The organism is Rhodospirillaceae bacterium, assembly GCA_016712715.1.
Classification (GTDB): domain Bacteria; phylum Pseudomonadota; class Alphaproteobacteria; order Dongiales; family Dongiaceae; genus Dongia.
The window spans coordinates 986,982-1,003,807 of record JADJQM010000003.1; the positions used below are offsets into that span (position 1 = coordinate 986,982).

The 16,826-nt window shown below is 58.1% G+C and carries 14 protein-coding genes; 3 read left to right on the forward strand and 11 right to left on the reverse strand.

What is annotated here, in order from left to right; all coding sequences use genetic code 11:
* Window positions 1-67: 67 nt before the first annotated feature.
* Together IPK59_22325 and IPK59_22330 are read right to left on the reverse strand one after the other, a co-directional pair.
* The gene (locus IPK59_22325; protein ID MBK8161369.1) at window positions 68-883 is read right to left on the reverse strand and encodes a FecR domain-containing protein; all 816 of its coding nucleotides are present in this window, start codon (window positions 881-883) and stop codon (window positions 68-70) included.
* Window positions 884-1,227: 344 nt separating this feature from the next.
* Window positions 1,228-1,374, reverse strand: coding sequence for a hypothetical protein (locus IPK59_22330; GenBank protein ID MBK8161370.1), 147 nt, complete (start codon window positions 1,372-1,374; stop codon window positions 1,228-1,230).
* Between the two features lie 442 nt (window positions 1,375-1,816).
* Between IPK59_22330 and IPK59_22335 the strand changes: the two genes are divergently transcribed.
* The gene (locus IPK59_22335; protein ID MBK8161371.1) at window positions 1,817-1,987 is read left to right on the forward strand and encodes a hypothetical protein; all 171 of its coding nucleotides are present in this window, start codon (window positions 1,817-1,819) and stop codon (window positions 1,985-1,987) included.
* Between the two features lie 71 nt (window positions 1,988-2,058).
* On the forward strand, window positions 2,059-3,303 hold the full coding sequence (locus tag IPK59_22340) for a YcaO-like family protein (protein MBK8161372.1): 1,245 nt from the start codon (window positions 2,059-2,061) through the stop codon (window positions 3,301-3,303).
* 85 nt (window positions 3,304-3,388) lie between these two features.
* Here the strand turns inward: IPK59_22340 and IPK59_22345 are convergent, their stop codons facing one another.
* The 9 genes from IPK59_22345 to IPK59_22385 form a co-directional block, all read right to left on the reverse strand.
* Complete coding sequence (locus IPK59_22345; protein MBK8161373.1) at window positions 3,389-4,510, reverse strand: porin; 1,122 nt, start codon at window positions 4,508-4,510, stop codon at window positions 3,389-3,391.
* A gap of 80 nt (window positions 4,511-4,590) precedes the next feature.
* Entirely contained in the window at window positions 4,591-5,424 is an 834-nt protein-coding gene (locus IPK59_22350) for a class I SAM-dependent methyltransferase (GenBank protein ID MBK8161374.1), read from the reverse strand.
* Between the two features lie 66 nt (window positions 5,425-5,490).
* The gene (locus IPK59_22355; GenBank protein MBK8161375.1) at window positions 5,491-5,682 is read right to left on the reverse strand and encodes a hypothetical protein; all 192 of its coding nucleotides are present in this window, start codon (window positions 5,680-5,682) and stop codon (window positions 5,491-5,493) included.
* Between the two features lie 78 nt (window positions 5,683-5,760).
* On the reverse strand, window positions 5,761-6,789 hold the full coding sequence (locus IPK59_22360; GenBank protein MBK8161376.1) for a histidinol-phosphate aminotransferase family protein: 1,029 nt from the start codon (window positions 6,787-6,789) through the stop codon (window positions 5,761-5,763).
* The gene (locus tag IPK59_22365) at window positions 6,786-8,087 is read right to left on the reverse strand and encodes a YcaO-like family protein (protein ID MBK8161377.1); all 1,302 of its coding nucleotides are present in this window, start codon (window positions 8,085-8,087) and stop codon (window positions 6,786-6,788) included. Before IPK59_22365 ends, IPK59_22360 begins: the two co-directional genes overlap by 4 nt.
* A gap of 354 nt (window positions 8,088-8,441) precedes the next feature.
* The gene (locus IPK59_22370) at window positions 8,442-8,885 is read right to left on the reverse strand and encodes a sel1 repeat family protein (GenBank protein ID MBK8161378.1); all 444 of its coding nucleotides are present in this window, start codon (window positions 8,883-8,885) and stop codon (window positions 8,442-8,444) included.
* A 295-nt stretch (window positions 8,886-9,180) separates the two neighbouring features.
* A complete protein-coding gene (locus IPK59_22375; GenBank protein ID MBK8161379.1) occupies window positions 9,181-9,666 on the reverse strand; it encodes a tetratricopeptide repeat protein in 486 nt (161 codons plus the stop codon).
* A gap of 216 nt (window positions 9,667-9,882) precedes the next feature.
* Complete coding sequence (locus tag IPK59_22380) at window positions 9,883-10,377, reverse strand: thermonuclease family protein (protein MBK8161380.1); 495 nt, start codon at window positions 10,375-10,377, stop codon at window positions 9,883-9,885.
* Window positions 10,377-11,978: a caspase family protein gene (locus tag IPK59_22385; GenBank protein ID MBK8161381.1), complete on the reverse strand. Its 1,602-nt coding sequence runs from the start codon at window positions 11,976-11,978 to the stop codon at window positions 10,377-10,379. The genes IPK59_22380 and IPK59_22385 overlap by 1 nt, the downstream gene beginning before the upstream one ends.
* Before the next feature lie 889 nt (window positions 11,979-12,867).
* On the opposite strand from IPK59_22385, the gene IPK59_22390 reads away from it, so the two are divergent.
* Window positions 12,868-16,659 (forward strand): AAA family ATPase, encoded by a 3,792-nt coding sequence (locus tag IPK59_22390; protein ID MBK8161382.1) that lies wholly within the window; start codon window positions 12,868-12,870, stop codon window positions 16,657-16,659.
* The last annotated feature ends 167 nt before the right edge of the window (window positions 16,660-16,826 follow it).

Here is a 16,826-nt window from a genome sequence, read left to right on the forward strand (position 1 = left end):
GGGCGCGGCAGAGCAGCACGTCGTCCTCGCACCGGTCAATCTACGCCTTGGTTCAAGTTGGGCAACACTATTGTGGTATCGGGTCTGGAGCCTTTTCGCCGGCACCACCACCGCTGGTTTCTCTGCTGCCTCTGCCACTCGTGTCGCGGGATCTCAATTGAAGGTCGTCGAATTGACCGTCATTGCGGCGACAAGTCGCAAATTTGTAATTCGCGATAGCTCCGACGCCTTCAGGTTCCTCGGCAGGACGGATTGGCACTTGCAACGCTATTTCTCCCAACGGCGGAAATTGCGATGCCGTATCCTCTGTCCAACGCTCTTTCGTACTCAGCGTATTTTTCGTTGCAGTAGCCTGGTCTCCCGCGCTGAGAACCAGGGTGGCGTTTTGAAGAAAGAACTTGCGGCATACCAGCACGTTTCCTTCAAACACCAGCACTTTGGTTGCCGACGCATCGACGGACAGACCGAATTCCGTCCCTCGGATAGCAGTCACAGCATGACGGGTTGTCACGTCAAACCGTGACCTGTTTCCACTCTTTGAAGCGAAGATCCTCAGAAACCCTACAATCATGTCCAACCCGACATATCGCGCCGGGGGGTCATTCACTATGTGGACTTCGCTGACGCGGAGAAGTGAATTTGGGCCAAGGGACAGTACCGAACCATCCTCGAGAACAATCTTCAATCTACCATTGTCACTGGAGCGCACCAGATCGCCATTTTCAACCAAGTCGCCGTCTAGCAATGACCTGGTGACGTCGTCTCGTGTAATGACTGCATCGCCGCTCGTGAGGATTGCCTTGCCAACCACCTTCGCGGCTGCAGGTGCGGCGTAGACAAGCCCAATCACCAGAAGCGCCATCGATCTTAGGATCAAATTCATTTCATTACTTTTCTATTTAGCGACCGAAGCTCACCAACTGCCTCTCTTCCGCGCGGTGCTGCATGACCTAACCAGGCAGTTCACAAGGAGTTTTGAGATATGACACTGACGTTCGCTAAACATGCATTGCTCCGTTTACCGTTTCTGCTCGCCCAACATCGTGTCACTATTTCCAGCGCCCGAGGTTTCGGACGTTTGATTGACTGCATCTATGGCAACTAGGCGTTGCCGACAGAACGAAGAGCGATCCCTCGCCTGCCTCCCTCAATCAATTCTTACGCAATCCAATACACTCGGCACCCTCTCCGGGTAGTCCAATGGGCAGCTGCGCGACCCATTAACAATCAAGAGGCGGGACTTAAAGCCTGTGCCTGAGCCGTTAAAGCGTTGGCCGGCTGGTGTTCCAGGCACAAAATGTGGGACAGCCGGATCGTCATCGAACCCAGGTTGGGCAAATCTGTTCCGATCTGCACCAGCATCTCCATCGTCATCGACCGCTCCAGCCACCGTTGCAGTGGTGGCTGCCTGTGCAATGGCGTGCTCGGGAAACAGTGCGATCGCCGCAAGTCCCGCCGATACGACAACTGCGACGCTGAAAAGCATTTTATGCATTTTTTCATCTCCACAACTGTTTAGTAAGGAAGAGTAGATCTGAGTTTATTAAATTTCGGTAAATATTTCCTGATCCTCAGCACCAGTTAAGTCGCCTCACCCTTGGTGCCCACACAAAGAGCCTTTCGGTTCAATATCGACTCTACCTATCAAGGTTGCGGTCATACTCCTTGAAAAGGGAGTTATCGGCCTTCGACCAGCCCATAGTTGCTGCAACCAACTTTCTTTATGCGGCGTCACACTGTTGCGTATTTGTGGTGCGAATATTTCACAACTTGCGCACCACATCCGCATGGTTGAAACAATATGATGGAGGTTGTTATGGGTGCGGCTCGTTGGCCAAATTACGAAATGGGCTGGGGCGGCGGTGGCGTTGACCGCGACGTGGTGAAAATGGATGGGAGCAAGGGACCGGCGCTGAAGCCGGCCCTGTCCTGCATGACGCCCAATGAAAGGCAGATCATGCGCCAGGTCGAGATTTCGAAGTCGTAGACTTCTCCCCGGTCATGAAATGGGGGGGGCAACGCAGATTGGCCCCCCCATTTTTTCGCGAGGGTCATCACGTGAATTCAGCTTTTCGAAGCCAGCCAGGTGAAGTTGCGCTGCACAAGGTTCTCCGCGCCATTTCGACCCTGGAGCTTGAATCAAGAGTCGAGACCGTAGCGGCAACGCCGGGCGCTGCCTTTGTGTCGTTGCTGCACCAGGGTGAGCCGGTTGCCCACGGCATCGGCAAAGGACAATGCTGCGATGCTCTGACTGGCGCCTATTTTGAAGCGCTCGAGCACTATGCACTCGACCTCGCTGCAGCTGATGCCACGGCGCCTAAAACATTCAAGAGCAGCATGGCACTTACCCGTGATCCGGCGCTCACGGGCGATCGCGCCATCAGCTTGTTTGCGGAAAGTGAAGATATAGACCTTGCCGTCCGGAGGTTCACAGCGATAGCCGGTACCGATAACATCCTCTATCCGGAATTTCTTATCAATCCTCGCTGCATGACAGGCGGCACTTCCTTTCACGGTGTCGAGCGTTATTCGAGCAACAGCGGCACAGCCATCGGTCTGGGCAACGACGAGGCCGTACTTCACGGCATCAACGAAGTAATCGAGAGGGACCTGCTGTCGCGTATGCTGGCCTCCGGCACGTTTCTGGAACGCATACCTGTTGGCCTGATCGATCCGGCCACACTACCATTGGACATGCAGCGCGCTTTTGAGGCGACCTGCAAGATCGTTGACAGTGAACTCGCATTGCTGCTGATCAGTCAACCAGATGAACTCCCGACTTTTGTTGCCCTTGTCATGTCGGAGGATGACCATCCCGTCTGGGGTGCTGGCACAGCCCTATGTGGACTCCGTGCCGCCCAACGGGCAATTGATGAATGCGCCCAAAGCGCCCATGCCCTTGCCATGCGGCATGATATGCGAGAAGCCCAGACCGGCCACCGGCAGCGAGTCGCCGGCCTCCCGGCGCTCTCACGTATCTCCAGCTTGCACTGGAGTACTTTTACAGCGCATGTCGATCTATCGCCGATGACCTTTGCGGCGGCGGCCCAAAATATCTTTCCGGAGGAGTCCGGCAAGCCTCTCTGGTCCCTTGCTTCTACCCTAGCATCAACGCTCGCTGTCGCCAGGCGATCCTACAGTGGGATCTTCGGTGCCACGATTGCACGTTTTCCGGAAGAGATCGTCGTCGTCCAGATCGTCATTCCTGAGGCCGACAGTTTTTTTCTAGCGCTATCTGGCGTTCCGGTTGTTCCATCGATCCGCCATTGTCGTAAGACCTTAGATCTGGTCAACACGGAATGATCTCCTGGAAGGCGCACCAGCCGCAAAAAAAAGGAGAGGTAAGGCATTCCTGCCTTGCCTCTCCGAGGTTACACGCAGGTGCTGTTTAAAACTTGATCGACGAACCGACGGACACTTCAAACGCGTCGTAGTCGTCGGCTCCATCACTTTCATCGGCGGACTCGACCCGTGTATAGGCGAGGGCCGCATCGATATCGATACCTGGTCCCATGGCGTAGGAACCCGTCAAGGCATAGCGGTCGAGTTTGTTGTCGTCATCGTCGACCGCAGCGTTTTCCGAGTTCACATGCGCCCAACCCAACCCAAAGGTCCAGGCATCAATCTCATACGCGCCCCCGACGCCGACCATCCAGACATCGTCGCCCTTGGTGCCGGCCCCGTCGTCCAAGAAAGTGAACGCTGTGCCGAAGCTGAGATTGCCGAAAGAGAGGTTGACGCCAGCATTGTAACCGGCTTGTTCGTCGGCATCGCCGCCATTCTGCCCTGCATCTTCGACATCGCCTTCCCAATAGGCAGCACCGCCAAGGGCCAGGCCCCAGCCATCGCCCTGATAATCATAGTGGAGGCCGAGGCCGACATTGTGATTGGCACTATCCGACTCGCGGAAGGGATGAAACGTTCCGTCGGCATCGTCGTCGCCGGAATAGCCCTCCTCGTCATCGTTAGGCGTGTAGGACAGGCCGAAGCTGAACCCGGACCAGATCGGCGAATAGTAGGCAACCTTCTGCGACTTGTCCTGCCTGGTCAGGGTGCCCTCGGGATCAAAGGCCGGCAAGATGACAGCGCCGCTGGTGTTCGGCGAATACGGACCGAAATTGGCGGTCGACCCGGGTGGCAGCATATACATGTTTCCGGCAGCACCCGCCTGCGAACCGATACGGATGTCACCGAAACCGCCCTTGAAGAAGGCGTAAGCGGCGTCGATCTGATCGGCTTCGTTCTCGGCTTCGAGCTCTATGCGCGCACCGACCGTCACGCCGTTGTCGAGCGTGACCGAACCCAGGAAGTAGATCTCGGCATCAGTGCCAACGCCGTCAAGGTTGTGGTCATCACCGATTTCATTGGCTCCATCGTCATCGACGGTGATGCCATAGTATGACCGCATGAAGCCACCAAGACTCAATTTAACGCCGTCATAGGCCACAGCGGTACCGGCCAAAAAGCTGACGCTGAGCAGCGCCGAAGTTCCCAGGAGAACTTTTTTCATGTTTTTCCTTTTGATTTTTCGAGGTCGAGAAGAGGAGACGTTGGTGAAGCGGCGGCTGTCGCAGGACTACGAACAGCCATTCATCTTTTGCGAAGCACGTAGAACTGGAAGATCATGCCTTGCCAACCGCCGATGCTCCGGATGACGGAGAGACCGTGTTGGCTGGCAAGGTAGGGAATGCTGATGGCAATCGGCGTATAACCCATGATCAGCATGTAGCTCTTGCTAGGCAGCCGATCAGCAAATCCCGCAAAATATGATGCGGCCTCCTCGCTGCGCATCACCTCTGCATTGAGAAATCGCAATACGAGCAATTCACTGCCGGCGATTGTCGAGCTGAACTGCCCGATCGTCGCCACTTCGACCTGCTGTAATCTTGTTCTCGCGAGCTCAACCATCCGCGGGCTGATATCGGCACCGTAGAGCTGAAACTCCGGGAACGCTTCGCCGATCGAGACTAGGAAGGTGCCGGTCGAACAGGCCGGGTCGAAGACGATAGCATTGCGGGAAAGCTTCAGGGTTGGAATGATCTGGCGAGTAAAGTCGCGTAGATGACGTTCACCGGCATCCAGAAGCTCAGCTAGGTCACTCCCTTGCGTCCAGAATTCCGGCGGTGAAACCAACTCCCGCCTGTCCGGCCCCAGCAGGGCAAAGGGAAACTCAAGTTCACTGGTTTCGAACGCGAGCGCTGCCTCGAATGCCACGTTGCGTTCCGTCGTCGACAGAGGCATGAGCTGGATCTTGATGCAACTCTCCTCGCCCCGCACAGTGTGCAGTTCGCCCAGCAACATGCTCGGATCGACTATGCCGAACGATTCGATCGGCAGATCGACCGGCTTCTGCCCGACATAGATCCGCCGCCGCACGCGGAGAAAGAAAATGCGGTGCCGCGCTGCGGCTTCGATCTCAGCCAATTCTATCAGTGGTTTCACGATTCACATTCAGCAGCGATGGAGACGTCGCCTAGCTGATCCCGACCATCAGGCGCATCGATCGAATGGTGCCACGCCATTCTGGTCCGGCGCATCCACGCTTTGACTGGTGGCGGCCGAAACATCCAGTTCACGCATCTCGGTACCGGTCAGAGTCTGCAGCGCCATCCGATTACCGAGATAGGCAGAATCGCCGTTCACGGTAATGCATGAGTGAATTTTTGTATGATAATAGCCCATGGCCTACCCCACCCGTTGATCGTTGCTGTACCCTTTTAAGACGCGGCAGCGCCGAGGGCGGTTGCAAACTATTCCGCATCAAAGGGCAACCATCACCTCGTGCAGGCGACGCATTGCTTCCTCCTGGATCTGCGGCAGCCGCGCGGTCAGGCGGATACAATCAGGCGGCATGCCTAGGATAAAAGACTTGCCGGGAAACATCGTAACGACGCCCCGCGCCAGCAACGCGCGGCCGATGGCGGGGGCCTGCGGATGCTGCCAGCAGGCAAACAGGGTGGTGCTTGGCGAGTATGTGCCGCCAACCTTCAACAAGGCTGCCTCCAGCTCGCCGCGATTGCGCAGAACCTTGGACCAGATCTCCTTGATTTCACCAAGATGACCGAGGACGGCAATCCCTGCGAGCTCAGCCTGAACGCTAACGTCAAACGGCGGCACGAAGGCATGCAGCCGCGAAATCAATCTGTCCGACCCGACTACATAACCAAGACGGGCGCCTGGAATGAGGAACGCCTTGAAGCCGCGTAGGATAATGAGATTGTTCGGCATCGTCCCTGAGGCATACGTCTCACCAACAAGATCAGCATAGCTTTCGTCAACGATCACCAGTCTTTTTTCGGCAACGGCGAGCAACGATGCCACGGTATCCTGCGGCAGCTTCGTGCCCAACGGATTGTTGGGGTGTGACAGGATGATCGCGTCACACGCACTGAACCGCGCGATCATCTGTGCGGCGTCTTTAAGCGGACAGGTGACAATGGTTGCGCCATACCGCTCAGGCGCAAGCGCCAGCTGCCAGAAGGCCGGCACCGGGACAAGGACCTTCTTGCCGGCGAGCAAGGCACGCGCGACCAGATCCAGCCCGCCATTGACACCCGCGGTGGGCATGATCTGACTCGGGGCGACAGTCAGGTAGTCGGCAAGCGCTGACTTGAGATCCGTCGATTGATGAGGATAGCGTGTGATGAGCTCTACATTCGCAACAAGAGCCTGACGTATCGTATCGGGCAGGCCGAAATCGAGGACGATCGGGTAGACCATGTCGATCGCGCCTTTGCCGTCAACTTTCTCGGCGGACGAGTTGAATGTGCCGTCGAAGCCCAGGGTCATTTTGCAGCCTGACCGATCTCTGGTGCCATCAGCAGACGGCGCGATGGCAGCACGATCAGGCCGGAGGCAACCAGAAAGAACCGATCGCAACCCGGGATCAGGGCTGTTGCCACGGTGATGCCGTTTTCCGTCATATGCCGGATCGCAAAATAGGCCCGACTGCCGGCAAGCTCGATCCGCCGCGCGATCTCGAATTTGTGGTCGGTCGCGCAACGGCCAGACCAGAATTGCGCATCCGCTCCGCCAACTGGCACGTGCACTCTTCCTACCGCCTTGATACGTGCTCCAATATCCATTTCGAGACAGCGCCGCAGCGCTGGATACGCTTCCAATTGGCCTGCCCAGGCCAGCACATCTGACGCGGCCGCCGGCAAGTAGGTTCGGACATGATGATACTGGATGAGCTCGGTCACGCTGCGTTGGATGGCATGGCCGGCATCAAGGGATGTCCCGCAACCATGTGACGGGATACCGCCTGTACTTGCACTGGCCGCCGCTAGATAGGTGGGGACCCCGAATCGACTCGTCATATCGATGAGATAGATTTCGGCGCCCAGTTCGCGCCGCGCTTGGCTGAGGGTAGTCTCTATGGCAGATGGCAACGACTCTTCGGATACCAATCGAACAGGTTCGCCGGTCGGGGCATAGAACTGGCTGACCAGAAACTCCGAAAAGGCGTCCCGCTCAATCACTTCGTTGAGCGCGTGAGTCAGCGCTTCGGCACCATTCGACCCGATCGCCGTGCCGCTATTGCTGGAGTAGCGCAGGAGCCGAGCATAGCCAAAATCATCGCCCGGCAGACGATCCTGGCGCCAATAGGCAGGGTCGGTGAGAAATAAAGGATAAGTGATCTGCTCTTGGCCGACGAGCGGCGCATAGCGGCGTACGGCGAGCCTGGTGCCGGTCTCACCTCGCAAGAGATCAATGATACGTTCGTCGGCACAATGACCGGCGTTCAGCAGATCCGCGATCGGCACCACCGCGCTGTTGGGGTGGTCGACCAGGCCCATCGTGCAATGATGCTCGACAGCTTCGAACAAGGCGCCGACGATAGCTTGGGCAAGATCACCCTTACCGACCCCTTGACTGACGACAGTACCATCCGCCCCCAGCAGCTTGGCCACAACCGTCCTGTGACGTACGCCCAAGAGCTGGAGGTCGTATTTGAGGCCGAAGCCAAAAATGGCTTCCTGAATTCTGGCCAGCGCTGCATAGACAGGAAGGTCGCGCTCGCAGGGAAGCGGGGGAGGCTCCAGGCAGAGCGGAATTCTGCCTGTGCTGGCTGCGTCATCCAACATCGAGCCTCCCCAACGCCGGTGTTCGATCTATGGTCGTTCTGCAGACAAGTCCGGCGTCAAGCCGCGGGCGCGAGGGCAACTCGCACACCGTCAGTCGGCATGATGCCCTGCAGCGAACCAATGCGCTGGAGCTGGTCAATTTCAGATGCGGTCACGATCTGGACTGTACGATCGTTCATCGCGGTGGCTTCCCGATCGTCTTCGGAGCCGATCCGATCAAAGGGACTGAGGCCGGCAAATGCATAACTTATGACAAACTCCATCGAGTGATGTTGGTTGAAACAGAGTGACTGCGAGAAGACGCCGTGGCCATCGATCCGGTTGCAAGATTTGCCGCAAATGGCCCTGGCCCGATCAGTTCCTTGAGGATATGGCAACGACGCCGGGCGCATCACCAAGCAGCCGGTCAAGGCTCGCCTGCGCCTTGTGATGCCCCTGAGCTGCCGCCAGGCGCAACCATTTCGCTGCCTTTTCGAGATCTCGTGGTACGCCCTGGCCGGTCAGGAACAGCTGCCCGATATTGAACTGGCCTTCCGCATTGCCCTGTTCGGCCGCCTTGCGCAACCAGGTCACCGCCGCGAGATAATCCTGCGGCACACCGTTACCCCAGTAATACAAAAGCCCCAGCTTGTATTGGCCGATGGCTTCACCCCTGTTGGCGGCAAAGCGATACAATTCACGTGCCGTCGCATAGTCCTGGCGGCCGTAGGCGGCATCGGCTTCGGCGTACAGATCGCCGGCCGCCACTGTTTCGGTCTTCGGCGCCTGGTCACAACCGGCCAGGAGAGCGGCGGACATACATATTGTGGCAATGAACATTCGAACGCTTCGCGACATAACCTTCTCTCTGATCCAAGCCATGGTTGCTGGCGACCGCGCGACCACCGGACGGCACGAACCGGCGAGCCCGCGGCAAGTTTCAAAAAAGCGGCGGCCCAGGCTGCCGGGCCGCCGCTCGCTATGTGACATCGGTTTTCATGAGACGCTGACGGGGGGTCGCAATCCCAACGATGCTCACAGGAAGCCCGAATAGGACGCAGCGGCTCAACTTTTGTTGCAGGGAATCTTGTACATCGAGAACAATAGCTTGAGATCAGTCAATGTTCTTGTCGTCTTTGTAGTCCTCGATGGCCTCGGCCAACTCTTCATATTCGTCGCATGTGCCGCACGCCTTCTGGAGCGTCACCAACTGCTTCTCCGCGTTGGGGAGATCATCTTCCTCCAAATAGAGCTCGCCAAGATACTCATTGGCACCGAGATGGTTGGGTTCGAGTGCCAGGGCCTTCAGATAGTATTCCATCCCGACCTTCCAGTTGCCGGACTTCCGGTAGGCAAAGCCAAGCTGGTTGAGGGCATCGGCATAGTCGCCCTTTTCGCGGATCGACTTCTTCAGCAGTGGAATGGCCTTGCTGTACTCCTCATCATCGATCAGTTCGACAGCCTTGGCATAATCGGTGATCCGTGCGGACCCCGTTGAGGAGTCCGACCCCATGGCGTGGGCCTGTACGGCGGCAAGTGTCACGCCGAGGCACATCGTTATGATGGTGACCCGCGAACGGCTGAAGAGATTGGTCGTCATTCCTGAAATCCTTCCGTTTGATCAAGAAACCTGGCTCAGCCAGGAGGGCTCGGCAAATGTTCTGATGCCGCCTGGGCACATGAGAGAGCGCCGCCAAACCAGGGTGATGTTTCCTCGAGTAAGAAGCCGCTCACCCATGAACCATAGGACGCATGGCAGGCGTTCCGGATGCAGTCGGTGTGACCGCGTTCACATGGTGTTGATCAGCGCCGACGGCTAGCGTAATACGCGCCAGTCCCAGGGCAACTGGAACGCACTGCCCCAGATACCGTGTCCGCCAGCCTCAGCGAGACGCGCCAGATCGCGCGCAACTTCGCATTTGCAGTTCCGCGCTGGCACTGCCCAGCCCGCGGCCAACAGCCAGTTGGCAAGATCGACTCCCTCTGCCGCGCAGCGCGCCAGTTGCAACCCGCGGCTGGGTTTGCCGACCGTTCCACAGGATACCTGCTTGCCGTGCATCACCGTTGCCAGAGCATCCGCCGCCGCATCACCGCAGGGCCAAAGTGATCTGTCGGCGGCCGTGCAGTGCTGCCCCCGTTCCGGTGCATCGACATCCATGATCCTGATGCGCTGCCCCGCAATTTCGATCGTGTCACCATCAATCACGCTGGCGGCTCCGGCCAGAACCGGCTCATCCGCAACCACTGAATGTGCCGACCACGACATGCAAAAAGCCAGCAGGCACGCGGTCGCCTCTTTGAGGTACGCCATCAGGGCAGTCGCTCGATCGACACCAGCTCCACGCGACCCTCGGCCACGCCGTGCGATCCGAACTCGCCAAAGGGAATGAAGGCGGCTAGGTCTTCGACAAAGACGAGGTTGCGATAGCTCGTTTCGGTACCGAGGACCAGCCGCGTTGTTATCTCCAGAATGAAGCAGCGGCCGCTGAGCGTCGTATGGACTTTCTCGCATGACAGGCTTCCGGTGACCTCGGCGAACAGGTTCACGTCGCGCGGCTGCCCGCCCGGTTCCTCGAAGGCATAAGTGAGATCGGTCCAGGCACCATTCTTCATGGGAAAAAGATAGCCGTCCGTCGCGCGCAGCGCCGAGATACGCCCACCAGCGCTCAAATTTTCGACGCCCCCGGGATTCTTCATTGTGCCGTTACTGAGCTGGGTAAGGGCAAGTGGCCCGATCGCCACCTCTTCCTCCGCGTTTTCCAGGCGATACGCGCCCGGCACGTTGTTCCAGGACTTCACTTCGACCGTCTCGCGGCGCACCGCAGCAAGATTGTCGGACAGCGCCTTCACCTCGAGGGTTTCGGATATGGCGCGACCTGGTTCGACGAATTGATAGCGAATATCAGCGCGGTAATTGCCAGATCTCGGAAAGCCCTGGAACAGGGGCGTGGCGCCGACGGCATCGAGGATGTCTGCGCGGGGTCGCAATTGGCGTCCCAACGCAGCTAACTGCACCGCATCGGCACTAGCCTTCTCGGCACTCTCGGAATCCGAAACGTGTTTTTCGCCGTTGCGCTCGATTCCGGACTTGCCCACCTGCAACTCGGCGGTCGTCCAGTGCGGCGCGGCCGCAGCCGACGCATCGGCATCTGCAAGCCCCGTGGGATTGAACGCAAACGACCTGGTGAGAGATGACGAATCCCAGGGCACCTGTCGATCCTCCGTCTCGCTCTTTACCTTGACACGTACGCGGCGGAACACTTCTTCAATGGCGAGATTGGGCACCTGGATCTCTGTCGACAAGGCTTGGGCGAACGGGCTGTTCGACCCAGCGCCGTCCACGGCAAGGTCGCCCGGTGCCGTGGAATAGGCGACAAAACTGCCCGTCGGAGCGTCCATGCGTGCTAGGCCATCACCGGCCGAGGCCGCGCCGCGCGCCAGAGGATTATTGCGGCAGGCGTCGAGAATGACGATGTTGACGCTGGTTCCCGCAAACTCCATTTGGTGGAGAACCGTTTCGGCCTGGACGGCTTCGAGATCTGCATCTTCTTCCCGTTCAATCGCGGCGCCCACCGGGACAAGATAATTCATGCCGCCCACCTGCATGCCGTGTCCGGCGTAGTAGAACAGCCCGACAGCGCCTTCGCCGGCGGCCTCGAGCGTTTTACCGAATCCCTTGATGGCCTTTTTCATTTCGGCTTGGTCCGCGTCGGTCAACAGCGTGACGGAAAAGCCAACCCGCTCCAGCGCCGCGGCAACGACTTTGCCGTCATTCACGGGATTCGGCAGGGCCGCCAGGTCGCCGCTGTAGGACCCATTGGCGATGACCAGCGCAGCACGCGTTTCGGCCCGGGCGGAACCGGCGGTCCACAGGGCAAGGGCAACCAGACAAACCGCAAGAGATTTCAACATTCAGTCTCCATCCAGTCGTGACGAGAGTCGCCTCAGGGCGGACATCGTTGAACTCGGACGTTGGCTGAGTGGATCTGGTTAGAAAATTCGGGTGATGCAGATCACTATCGGTGTCGGTAAGGCATACCGGCAGGCCTAAATGGTGTCTGCTTTGATTCGTCCCTAGATTTTATCGGCTCAACGATGACTTACGGATTGCTTGCCGAGTGGAAGAGACTCTCAGCCAGTATGTTGCCGTAGTCTTTCGATGCCCCGGATTGGATTCGTCGACTTGCCAGATCAGCACAGCACCAGCTCGGATGAAGCCGGTTGCGGTGGCTAAGCCAATTTTGGGGATATCGCCCTAGTTTTCACGCCTGAAAGCGCAGGAGAAATGGGTCGCGGTAAAACAAGACCCAGAAATGGCCAAAATCGTGCTGCTAGCGGTTTCCCGCATAACGTGATGGTCAGCATCCATCTCTTCGGCGCCACCGACATACTTACGGTAAGCGTTCACAGGTTCAACCTCTGTTGCTGGCGTCCCCAACGGGAATTGGGCGATACAGCGCATTTCCGAAGAAGCGGTTCAGGATCAGAATTTAGCCTTCGTCACAAGGCAATAGCCGGGGCTCTTCACCACTTGTCGTGTCGAAGGAGGACCATTGAAGCGCCAGGCACTGTCACCAACGGACAGCATTATGCAATCCAACACTATTGGAAGGTCTCTTGGCCTGAAGGCGCAAACTCAGCCGACCTTTCCAGCTCCGCCATCGCAACAGGAAATTCCTACCTTCCGCCGCTAAGATCCTAGGGAGTAGGCCATAATCTCAAAATTCTCGTGTTGATTGAACGACGGCGGCATTATACCCTTTACCTGATCGGACAAGGAAGACATGCAAAGGGGAAAGGGATGGCAGAGCCGGAGCGCAACGCAAGAATTCCTCTTCGTCACCTCTCTGTTCGCGTGCCGTGGCATGATGCCGGTTGGGACGGCACTGTCTGTAAGGCGCCGCGCCTGAACTCGAGTTGCCTGGCGCTGAATCGTATCGGTTCGACAAAAGAAGAAGTTGCCGAGGAACGCTATGCCGGTCAGCCCTTCAGCGACATTCCCGACCAAGATGTGCCGCCCTGCTTCTCGGAACGGGTTAACTTCATGTCACCAAAGCCCCAATGCCGGCTGGCACGCCACGCCTATTCCAAGACAAGCGATCACCACAAACACATCTGTGACACGCGGTTCACGCATCCCGCCTATTCCGCAGCGGCGACGCCGTTCGGTTGGCTGTTGAAGGACAGGGCATGGGGAGAGGAATGGCGGAAGGGCAAAATCGACACTCAAGCTCTCGTGGAACGATACGGCATCGACTCAAGCCCGAAATACGAACCGGACGAACCCGAATGGTTGAATGACAGGCCGTGGGTACAGGGCCACGCCAACCAGAAGGCATTGCTGGACGGCTTCTTTGGGGCGCTAAAACCGAAGCGAAGCCTGATATTCGTTTATGCGAAACGCACACCGCTTATTGATGACGACCAATGGATGATCGTCGGCGTCGGAAGAATTACTTCGATGGGCGACCTTCAGGAATGGGACTATGATTCGCCCAAGGATGCCCCCATCCGCTCTTATCTATGGGAGCGATCGGTCTGCCACAGCATCCGGCCCGACAGTAGCGACGGCATCCTGCTCCCCTATCATGATCTCCTGAGCCGGTGCGAAAAGGATGCTGATCTCGACCCGCGCGATTGCATCGCCTTTGTGCCGGGGGAGTACCGAAACGAATTTTCCTACGCGAGCGAACACGTCACGTCGACCGGCGCGATAGCTGCGCTGCTCGCGGCGAAGGAAGCGCTCACTGCCTACAATGAGCGGTTCGGTGGCCATTGGACGACACAGCTAAAATGGATCGATCAGCGCCTTGGCGAATTGTGGGATCTGCGCGGTCCCTATCCGGGACTGGGCTCCGTCCTCTGCGCGATGGGCGTCGAGTACGGCTACCAACTCGCCTATCATTGCTGGGAGGCGGCGGGAGAGAACGGTGACCCTTGGCCTGTGCTTGCCGCCCTCGTGAAAGATCCGAAGACCCTGCCGGGTGATTTGAAGGCACAAGTCACGGGCTTCGCCGACACTTGGACATTTCTCGGCAGCGAACGCGGCGCGAAGCGGCTTTCCATAGCAAAACTACTGGCACGGTTTGACCTGACCTTCGATCAAACGGCGCGCTGGTGGGACCCCGCCACACGCAATAACGTCGGGCTTCGGCAGGGCGGCGAAGAAATCACTGACGCGGCAATTCTGAAGAATCCATACGCGCTCTACGAATGTGACCGCTTGCAGCCGGGGCCGATCGCCTTCCGCACGGTCGATCAGGGGGCGTTTCCCGAAAAGGCGATCGCGAACGGCCATCCGATTCCTTCACCGTCCGTGATGACGGGCCCGGTCGATGGACGGCGTCTGCGTGCGGCGACGGCTGCTATCCTCGAAGAGGCAGCGGTGGACGGTCATACATTGCTCTCGCGGCAAGAGATTATTGCCCGGCTCAAGAAATTCAATTTGAGCCCGGCTCTGCCCGCGACGGAAGACCAATACGAGATTCACGGCGAAAGGCTTGCGCCGGTCATCGCACCGTGCGCGCTGGAGAATGGCAAGCCGGCCTACCAGCTCGACCGCCTCGTCATTACGCGCGACGTGATCGCATCGTCGGTTCAAAAGCGCGTCAAGATGGGCAAACGCATCACAGTCAGTATCGACTGGCGCGCGGAACTGGACCTCGAATTCAAGGCCACACCGGCGCCAAATGGTTCGCTGGAAGATCGGGGTCGCCGCGAGAAAGCGGCAGCGCTGACCGAACTTGCCGCGTCCCGTTTTTCGGTGCTGATTGGAGCCGCCGGTACGGGCAAAACCACGCTGTTGAAGTTTCTCTGCCGCGCGGCACCAATCCGGCAACGTGGCGTTCTCCTGCTCGCGCCAACCGGAAAAGCGCGCGTGCGCCTCCAACAAGCGACCGGCGTCGAGGCGCGAACGCTCGCACAGTTCCTGCGGCCGAACCGTTATATTGAGGCCACGCAAAGTTACCGGGTCATCGGCGATATCGAGCGGTATTCAAGCTGTAAGACGGTGATCGTCGATGAATCGTCAATGCTGACCGAAGAACAGCTCGCTGCCTTGTTCGATGCGCTCAGCGGTGTAGATCGCGTTATCCTCGTCGGCGACCCCAGCCAGCTACCGCCAATCGGGGCGGGACGGCCCTTCGTCGATATCGTCAAACTCCTAACACCCGAGAATTTTGCGGTGAACCAGCCGCACATTGCAGCAGGTTATGGAGAACTCACGATTGGCAGCCGTCAGAAGGGCGCGCTGCGGCAGGACCTGGAACTTGCCGAACTGTTTAGTGGTCGGCCCACCGGTCCCGGCGGTGACGAAATCATCTCCCAATTGGCCGAAGGGAACTGCGGCCCGCACCTGCGCATCTGTCCTTGGACCTCGCCTTCACAGTTGGATTCGCTCCTGCCGAAGGTCATCGGCGAGGAGCTGGGCATCGACCAGAACGATTTGGAAAAGTCGTTCGCGCTGAAGGCGCTCGGCGGAAACGAGAGTAACGGCAGCGTCTATTTCCATTTCTGGTCCTCCGGGCCGGCCGCCGACAAATGGCAGGTCCTCTCGCCCGTCAAGGGCGAAGCGGCAGGGACAATGATCCTGAATCGCCTCATTCAAAGCGGCTTCAGGGCGGAGACACGCAAACGCGCGCAGCGCGAAGACCGACGGTTCGCCAAGGTCGCGGCACCAATGGGAAGCGATGGGATCATATACGGCGACAAGGTTATCAACCTCGGCAATCACCGTCGCCATTACGTCTACCCGAAGGCGAACAAGGAGGGGAACGAGGCGCTGAAATACGTGGCGAACGGCGAGATCGGTATCGTTACCGGTCCGTTCAAAAAGAAGGGCAGCAACGTAAACCTTAATAATCTCAAGGTGACGCTGTCGTCGCAACCCGGCTTTGAATACACGTATTGGGGCAGCGATCTCGATGAGGACGGCAAGCTTCTGGAGCTTGCTTACGCGCTCACTGTCCACAAGGCGCAGGGCAGCGAATTCGATACGGTGTTCGTCGTTCTGCCCAACCCCTCCCGGATATTATCGCGGGAGCTTTTGTACACCGCGCTTACACGCCAGAACTCACGGCTGGTGATCTTTTGTCAGGGTGAACCCCACAAGCTGCTGGATTATCGCTATCTCTCCGACGCGGCTCGAAGGCTAACCAATCTCTTCGAGACACCGGAACCCGTTCAGGTCGATCAGCGCGTCTACGACAACAAGCACATTCACCGGTCAAAGCGCGGTGAACTGATGATCTCGAAGTCGGAAGTTATTATCGCCAACGAACTGGCCTCGGCGGGCATCGAATACGAGTATGAGCGGCCATATGTCGGAAAGGACAAGACATGGCGCTACCCGGATTTCACGATCGAGGATGCCGACACCGGCATGACGTGGCTCTGGGAGCATCTCGGAATGCTCGGCGGCCAAGAGTACGAACGGAAATGGAAGCTGAAGCTCGCCTGGTATCGCGAAAACGGCATCAAGTTGGATGAGGAAGGTGGCGGGCCGGACGGAACGCTGCTTACATCAACCGAGCTGGATGGCATCGATCACACTCAGATTGCCCAGCACATAAAGAAGATTAAGAGCGGCGGTTAGGCTGCCGATTTTTGTGAACCCATCAGAGAGACGATATTTACCGTCTTACCAAGGGTGCGCTGTGCGATGTCCACCAGATGCTGGTGGTGCAAATAAACAGGATTTGAGCTTTGCTGGCCAAATGACCCAGAATCTCAAACCCCGGCGCGGCGCGAGCGTCATCGAAG